This is a genomic window from Salinivirga sp., assembly GCF_035268865.1.
Lineage (GTDB): Bacteria > Bacteroidota > Bacteroidia > Bacteroidales > Salinivirgaceae > Salinivirga.
In genome coordinates this window covers 1-7,763 of the sequence record NZ_DATFKB010000197.1, presented here as the reverse complement: position 1 = coordinate 7,763, position 7,763 = coordinate 1, and the positions used below count along the sequence as shown (strand labels likewise).

General features: G+C 39.1%; 7 protein-coding genes and 1 tRNA gene. 1 reads left to right on the top strand and 7 read right to left on the bottom strand.

Features of this window, described 5'->3' with window-relative positions; genetic code table 11:
* Window positions 1-339 precede the first annotated feature (339 nt).
* The 7 genes from clpP to VJ937_RS11890 all read right to left on the bottom strand — a co-directional run bounded on the left by clpP (window position 340) and on the right by VJ937_RS11890 (window position 7,242).
* Window positions 340-1,032, bottom strand: coding sequence for an ATP-dependent Clp endopeptidase proteolytic subunit ClpP (gene clpP, locus VJ937_RS11920; protein ID WP_324067391.1), 693 nt, complete (start codon window positions 1,030-1,032; stop codon window positions 340-342).
* A gap of 8 nt (window positions 1,033-1,040) precedes the next feature.
* A complete protein-coding gene (gene tig, locus VJ937_RS11915) occupies window positions 1,041-2,390 on the bottom strand; it encodes a trigger factor (protein WP_324067389.1) in 1,350 nt (449 codons plus the stop codon).
* Window positions 2,391-2,465: 75 nt separating this feature from the next.
* A tRNA-Leu gene (locus tag VJ937_RS11910) sits at window positions 2,466-2,547 on the bottom strand.
* A gap of 72 nt (window positions 2,548-2,619) precedes the next feature.
* Complete coding sequence (locus VJ937_RS11905; RefSeq protein WP_324067387.1) at window positions 2,620-3,846, bottom strand: TlpA disulfide reductase family protein; 1,227 nt, start codon at window positions 3,844-3,846, stop codon at window positions 2,620-2,622.
* Window positions 3,843-5,264 (bottom strand): hypothetical protein, encoded by a 1,422-nt coding sequence (locus VJ937_RS11900; protein ID WP_324067385.1) that lies wholly within the window; start codon window positions 5,262-5,264, stop codon window positions 3,843-3,845. The genes VJ937_RS11905 and VJ937_RS11900 overlap by 4 nt, the downstream gene beginning before the upstream one ends.
* A 2-nt stretch (window positions 5,265-5,266) precedes the next feature.
* Window positions 5,267-6,670, bottom strand: coding sequence for a hypothetical protein (locus VJ937_RS11895; RefSeq protein ID WP_324067383.1), 1,404 nt, complete (start codon window positions 6,668-6,670; stop codon window positions 5,267-5,269).
* A gap of 197 nt (window positions 6,671-6,867) precedes the next feature.
* Window positions 6,868-7,242: a RidA family protein gene (locus tag VJ937_RS11890; protein ID WP_324067381.1), complete on the bottom strand. Its 375-nt coding sequence runs from the start codon at window positions 7,240-7,242 to the stop codon at window positions 6,868-6,870.
* Between the two features lie 246 nt (window positions 7,243-7,488).
* Here VJ937_RS11890 and VJ937_RS11885 point away from each other — a divergent pair.
* The coding region (locus VJ937_RS11885) for a DUF6588 family protein (protein WP_324067378.1) at window positions 7,489-7,763 on the top strand (275 nt) is incomplete at its 3' end.

Genomic DNA, 7,763 nt, shown 5'->3' with positions numbered 1-7,763 from the left:
AAATTAGCGCGATCAATGGGGCGAAAGAAGGCCACAACTTTTTCAACTGATCCCTGGCTGGCAAACTTTTTATTGCTGATCAACGACAAGACCCAGGGCGAGTTGGCCGTCATCACGGATACCCGGGTTTATCCAACATAGTTTAATTCTATTGAGCGAAATGAACGGGTCACCCAAAATATTGATTTAAAACTCACAATAGACGGATAATCAGTAATCCATTGTTAGGGCGTCGATGTGGTGCACAAAACAGGAAAGCTGTGCTACAAATATAAGGTTTTAAAACAAGAATGCAGAACCAGATTTGGTTCTGCATTCCAGTTGTAGAGAAGTTATGTTTTAATTTTTCTTTTTGTTTCGGTCCAGAACCTCATCAATCATACCGTAGTCTTTTGCTTCTGCAGCAGTCATCCAGTAATCGCGATCAGAATCTTTTTCAATTTTCTCGAAAGAATTACCAGAATGTTCTGCAATAATTTCATAAAGCTCTTTACGCAATTGAAGAATCTGTTTGGCGGTAATTTCGATATCTACTGCCTGGCCCTGCGCACCACCCATTGGTTGGTGAATCATAACGCGGGCGTGTTTAAGCGCAGATCTCTTCCCTTTTGTACCTGCTGTGAGCAGAACAGCACCCATTGATGCAGCCATTCCTGTACATATGGTGGCTACGTCGGCTGAAATATACTGCATGGTATCATAAATACCTAAACCTGCGTATACGGAGCCTCCGGGTGAATTAAAGTAGATTTGAATGTCTTTGCTAGGGTCTGTCGATTCAAGAAATAGTAGCTGTGCCTGAATAATATTAGCTACATAATCGTCAATCGGCAGCCCAAGGAATATAATACGATCCATCATCAGCCGTGAGAATACGTCCATGGTGGCAATATTCATCCGGCGTTCTTCGATAATGGTGGGAGAGATAAAGTTGTTGGTCACGGCATTGTTGTATTGATCCAATGCCATGCTGCTTATCCCTAAATGCTTTGTTGCATATTTTCTGAATTCGTCATTATTTTGTGCTGCCATAACCCAAATTATTTAAAAAAGTTATTGAATTCGTCTAGTGAAACTTCTTTCTCTTCAATTTTTACTGATTCCTTTATAAATTCCACTGCTTTGTTTTCAGCTAATTTATCAAGAATTTTTCTTCTTTCTTCTGGTTTGCTAGCAATTTCTTTGGCATAGTTTTCAAGTTGCTCGTCCGGTATATAGCTAAGGCCATACTGCATAAATTGCTGGCGGGTTGACTCTTTAGCGTAATCCATCACTTCCGACTCTTCAACCTTGAAGTCATTGTCTTTATATATTTTATCTACAATGAGTTGCCATTGCATGTCTTCCTTAAACTTATCGTATTCCTCTTCAATTTGTTCTTTTGTAAGTTCTTTATTTGTTGCATCTAACCAGCGCTTAAGAAATTCGTCCGGAAGATCGAGATCTAATTTTTTGATCAGTTTCTCTTTCGCATCCAGCATGAATTTATATTCGCTCTGGTATTTGAAGTTTTCCTTGATTTCTTCTACAATCTTTTCACGGAATTGTTCGTCTGATGTAACAGTTCCTTCTCCGTAAATTTTGTCGTAAAGCTCCTGGTTTACTTCGGCCGGGGTGAATTTGTTAATTTCATTTATTGTGATGCGGAAATTTCCTTCTACTTTGGCCGCATCTTCTTTTGAGATTTCGAGTAATGAGGCTATTTCAGTGTCATTTGGGTAAGCTTTTTTAAGGTCAAAGTCTACTGTGTCCCCCAGTTTTTTACCTTCAAACTGCTTTTTAATGTCCTCGTCTTTCATTACCTGCAGCGACATAAGTCCATTTTCTTTCTTAATGCCATCTTCCAATGGATTGTTGTCGGCATCAAGTTGCACTATATCGCCTTTAAGGGTTTCTTCTTTCTCAGTGATTTCGTCGACTGGTACATTTTCACCATTTTGGTATGCATAGTTGTTAATGGTGTCATCAATTAATTTTTCGTCCGGTTTAAGTACGTAATAATTGAGTTTTTCACGCTTACTAAGTTTAACCTCGAATTCAGGTGCAAATGCTACGTCAAACTTGAAATCAAATACTTTCTGATTGTCAAAATCAATTGATTCACTGTCTTGCGAAGGAAGTGGCTCACCCAGAATATTAAGCTCTTCTTTTTTCAGATAGTCGACAAGCGACTCCGAGAGCATTTTGTTGATTTCGTCTACCAGGATGGCTTTTCCATACATTTTTTTAACGTATCCCATTGGTACTTTACCAGGTCTAAAACCCGGTATATTTGCTTTTTTACGGTAGTCTTTCAAAACCTTATCTACCTTCTCCTGATAATCGTCCGGTGTTACGTTAACGTTGATTACACCATTTAAATCGTCGGTCTTGTTGAGCGTGATTTCCATTATATCAATCCTTAAGTTTCAAATTGTACAATTAGCAAAAAACCGCCTCTCTTTCAAGGGCGGTTTTAAATGTTGTGCGGATGGAGGGACTCGAACCCACACGCCTTGCGGCACTAGATCCTAAGTCTAGCGCGTCTACCAATTCCGCCACATCCGCCGGTAATTGGATGGCAAAAGTAATGCAATATTTTGAAATCTCAAATTAATCGTGTTTTTTTCTCGACTTTTTTTAGTCCCTGGGCTGTAAAGATGCTGTTGTAGTCTGACTTTTAGTAGTTAAAGCACTTAGCCATTTTTTAGCCAATGGATTGATCATATGCGGGAAATCCGGGTCGATGATGGTCCCCGATGCATCAACAAGCATCATATGCGGAAGCCCTTTTATGCCAAGCTGCTTTCGCACATTAGTAGTGTCGCTAACCCAAATATGGTTGATGGCATCGTATTCATTCGCATATTTTTGCCACTTTTGGAAATCTTTTTTGCTGTCTACTGAAATGGATACAATTCTAAAATGCTGCTTGTTCTGTTTTGCGTATTTGTTTAGTTCGGGCATTTGCTGAATGCAGGGTATGCACCAGGTGGCCCAAAAATCAATAAGGGTATATGGGGCATTGAATTCAATATTGCTCTTTGTCCTGTTTACTGTGGTGCCCTGTAAATGCGGAAATTTGTCACCTTTTTTGATGCTGGCCTTTTGCACACGCTTTTTATAATAGGCTTTTAATTCTTTATAAACCCCGGGTTTATATTTCGAGAGTGCGTCAAGTACACTATCGTTTCTCAGGTTAACCTTGTGTGGTTTAAAATAGAGACTCAGGAACAATTTCTCAACTCCGGTTGATGCGCCGGCATGGTTGAGTTTTTCTAATACATGTTTTACATAATCGTTTATCCACATACCGGTGGTGTCTGTATATTTATGCAATAGCATATAAGCGGCAGGGTAGCTTTTTAGTCTGTAGCCGCTAAATGTATTTGGTGCTATTTGGTATGTGGTATCGTTAAACAGGCCATAAAGTACTTCATCGTATTTAATCCAGCCTTTAATGTATCTGTGATTTGAAAGATTGCCGGGCCATTTGAATTTTGAACTTGTTTCGCCAGTAGCTACTTTTTGCGTCCACAGCTGATGGGCATTTATAGCTTCGTTAATTGAATCAGTCTGAATATGCTTTTGCGTGATATTGATGTGTGCTTTGTCCCAGGCAAAAAAAGTTATTTCAGGATATTTATTAATGTAAATGCTTTTGAGGTCAAAGGTGTCGAGCACCAGAGTTTGTTTGCCGGGAACAATATTTAAAACTGAATCGGTAAGTCCGGTCCATGTATTGTAAATTTCTGCAGTTAGGGTATCCTGTGTGTTATTCTTTATAGGTATTTTAAACTGGTGTTTGTGTTTGCTACACCCGGCCATGATGGATAATCCAACAATTATGACGGCTAATTTTTTCAATCCTGGTGGAAAAAGAATTCTTTGAGTTCGTAAATATCGTCTGCTTTCAGCTTTGATTTAAAGTCGAAGAAGTCGTTAATCGCTTGTTGCAGTTCTTTGGGTGAGATCCATCCATCTTCATTTTCGTCAAGATGTTTAAATTTGTCAGGTATCCCGTCGTATTCTTTTGCTTCTCCGCCTGCTTTTTTGTAATAATTGTAAATGTCTTTACGTTTTACGGCTTCGGGCTCATAGAGCATCGATATTACATGCATATCCAGTATGCGTATTCCATTATCTCTAACTCCAAGGGCTTCGAGGGTTGTGCCTTTTTGCTTGTCTTTATAATCGGGGACCCCGTCGCGGTCTTCGTCAAACGGACATCCGCGGAAATCTACTTTTACGCCGGGTTCAGTATCCGGACACACATCGTTAAAGTCATCCACACCATCACTATCCTGATCCTCGTTGTCTGTAACGGTAAACTTAATGTTTTTAAAGTTCTCAACGGCTATAATTTCTTCAGCCGGGCTAAACATATCGAGTCGCAATGAGGCATAGGTGTAGTTAAAATGATCGTTTTCGATTATGTTGGTGCTATTGCTATAGTTGTCGATATAGTCGGTAAATGCAAAATGGAATGCATTGCCCAGTCTTAGTGTTAAGCGGTCGGTAACTGTAATATTTGCGCCTACTTCTACCGGAACACCAAAGGAAAAGAATGAGTAGTCCTGGCCCGAAGCATTTCTTGCATCTGTTTCATATTCCCTGTCTCTTGAGATGATAACTGATGACTGGCCGCTTGACTCAGAAACGTTTCTTATGGTCCCATCGCTCCAATAATGATATGGTAATTGATTGCCATTGTCATCGGTATAGGTTAAATCTGTTTTGGGTCTGAACTGAATAGTTTCAATACCTATAGATACATAAGGCAAAATGGGGCGTTTTCTGTTAAATGCATTGATAAAATTGTATGTAAAAGCAACTCCTGATGCTGTAATATCTGTGTAAAAGTTTTTATTATTACTGTTTGTGAGGTAAGCTTCCACAACATTATCATTGCCTTCTACGGGTACTACTGAGCTTTCCTGATTATATCCTGTTTGTGTGCCTCCGAACTTGCCGAAAATAAAGTATAAGTCAAATTCGTAACTTTTCCCGATAGTTCTTGAAATTACTGCCTTGGTCCCCCAGTACCCTTGCATTGGATTGTAAGGTGTTTTGGTTTTTACGTCACCCAAAAAAGTGAACATACCCTCTCCAATGCCAATCACGGGTTTAAAAACGGTATTAAAAACATCAGTTTCATCTTCTTCTTCAAGTAGGAGGGTGGTCTCATACTCCTCGTCCAATTGGCTGAATAGGTCGATTGGAAAAAGTATAAAACAGCAAAGGGCAATACCCAAGATATATTTAAAAAATATCGATGCTTTCATAATTATTTATACCATTTCTGATTGGCAATCATCAGGGCTTCCTGCACAGTAATTCTCTGGCCATTGTTGTAGGCGCAAACAAATGCATCGTTAATGGGTGTGGTTTCCCATATCATATTGCGATGGTCCCGTGCTTTTTTGTATACATGATGAGAGCCTACGGTATATTTGTGCCATCCCTGATGGATTTCTATCTGAACATTTTCTTTTAGTTTTCTTCTTCTGAAATATGCTTCATTAACAAGTTTGTGTCCTGCCGCTACCTGTACACGATAAGTGATGCCTTTTGAAACTGCAATTGCATAATTGGTTTCACGATAGGTTTGGGTTTCGTTTTCATCATCCTGAGTGTATTCGGTGGTTTGTTGGTCTTGTTGTGTTTGTGTTTGATTGTCGGCATAGGTTTCGTCGCCGGTTTGCTGATCGTCAGTGCCGGTGCCTGTTTGGTTGTCAGCAGTGTAGTCTGTTCCTGCAAAACGGTCTCCAGCATCCAACAGATCTGTTTTTTCATCATCTTCGGGCATTGGAGTGTTATCCACAACCAGATCTTCTTCGGCAAATTCTTCCAGGTCAATTTGGCGTTCGGCAATGTCTATTACGTGGTTTCTTCCGTTTCTGGTATAGGTCATTTCTCCTTTAATAAGAAAAGCCTGGTTGGGAATTTCTTCTGTTTGGATGAGTTTATAGGTAACCACAAAATGTTCGTCGTTTGGGAATTGCATCCACATGAATTTGAGTATTCTGCCATTATTTGTAAACATTGCATTTTTACTACGCAGGCTAATGGCTTTGTATCCACGTGGAATTTGCTCCTGTATCTTTCCGAATTGGTTTATACCTACCTTATTTACGACCAAAAGGTTTACAATAATTTCGTCGTTTTCGTTCAGGTAGGGTTTCTGGCGTATGCAGTCAATTTCTTTCATGCGAACGCCTTTGTAATTATAAGTATTGGTGGCTGTAAGGTCTTCGGCACTCTCGCTGCCTTTTACAGTTATGGTGTGTGCTGGTATTTCTTCAACGGTGGGGCTATTGTCTTTAATAAATGCAAAGCTCGACCTTAACTGAAAATCACCTGATACAGTTGCCGGAACAATAACATCAAATGTGATCGTAAAACGGTCATCATAGGGGAGGGTTAACCATTGTATACGAACTTTTTGGTCAGAAAAGTTGAATGAACCCCCATTCGATTCTTTTGCTTTGGCTTCAAAGCCATTGGGTAGTTCCATTTGGTACCTGCCAAATGCCCCAATATTGCTCTTGTCGATTGTTACACTTACGGTAAACTGATCGCCGGCATCCACTTCCTCTGGGATGTTTTGTGTAACAGATACTCCTCCAAAGATATTGGAAAGTATTAATATTACGAGAAAATTAAATGCCACAGCCAGCGACTTGATCATTTTTATAGTATTTTTGGCTATTTATCAGCAATAATACGCAATAAATCAATAAATTTAAAAAAATCAGACAAAAAAGTGCAGGATTGTTGATAAACAGAATATTCTTGTGGATTTGATATCTGTTTTGTTTGATTTGTTGCAACAAGCATTTTTTGTCAGATAATGTGCGACTGTGGTATAAAAATGTACTATTGGATTTATTTGGCCGCAATAGATTCAATTTCTACCAGTGCACCTTTCGGGAGGTTGGCAACCTCGTATGCAGCTCTTGCCGGCGGGTTTTCTGTGAAATATTCTGCATATATTTCATTCATAGCAGCAAAATCTTCAATATTGTGTAGTAAAACGGTTGCTTTTACAACATTTTCCATAGTCATACCGGCTGCTTCAAGGATATGTTTTGTGTTTTCAAGTGATTGTTTGGTCTGTGCTTTTATATCTTCCGGTATTTCTCCGGTCTTGGGGTTAATTGGCAATTGCCCTGATATAAACAACATTCCATTTGTTTCGGTAGCCTGACTATATGGTCCAATGGCTTTAGGTGCATTTTGTGTTTGTATGATCTTTTTCATTCCTGTGTAAATTTATTGGTTTGACATTTCTTCTGTTTTGGTATTTAGAAATATTGTCTGTTTGATTTATATTAACTTTTTTATCTGAACCAACCCTTTTTATCGATTGTTATAATTTCCAATTAATTATGTAAATTCGTCTATTGGTAGTTTTGTTTGCGATAATCAAAATTAGTAAATTTCTGTTTACAAAGATCAGGATCGTTTATAAACTCAATATTAGATAACAATTAAATTGCTTATATTATGAAAAAGAATTTGTTTTACCTGTTGTTTGCCATGGTGGTGCCACTATCATCAATGGCTCAGAGCGAAGTGTCACGCTTTTTAAGTTCCGGTGCTTCCGATATGGAGAAATTAACAGAAGCCTATCTTGAACCCTTTGGTAAAGGGTTTGGGACCGCCATGAATGCCGGTTGGTACAACACTGCAAAGCCTCACCAGCTGTTTGGTTTTGATGTTACCATAAATGCTACGCTGGCGATGGTTCCCACGCAGGACGAAAGTTTCGATTTAGATAA

Excerpts from the sequence above, each read along its gene's own strand:
- clpP (WP_324067391.1), bottom strand. The coding sequence starts at position 1,032 with ATGGCAGCACAAAATAATGACGAATTCAGAAAATATGCAACAAAGCAT.
- tig (WP_324067389.1), bottom strand. The coding sequence starts at position 2,390 with ATGGAAATCACGCTCAACAAGACCGACGATTTAAATGGTGTAATCAAC.
- VJ937_RS11900 (WP_324067385.1), bottom strand. The coding sequence starts at position 5,264 with ATGAAAGCATCGATATTTTTTAAATATATCTTGGGTATTGCCCTTTGC.
- VJ937_RS11895 (WP_324067383.1), bottom strand. The coding sequence starts at position 6,670 with ATGATCAAGTCGCTGGCTGTGGCATTTAATTTTCTCGTAATATTAATA.
- VJ937_RS11890 (WP_324067381.1), bottom strand. The coding sequence starts at position 7,242 with ATGAAAAAGATCATACAAACACAAAATGCACCTAAAGCCATTGGACCA.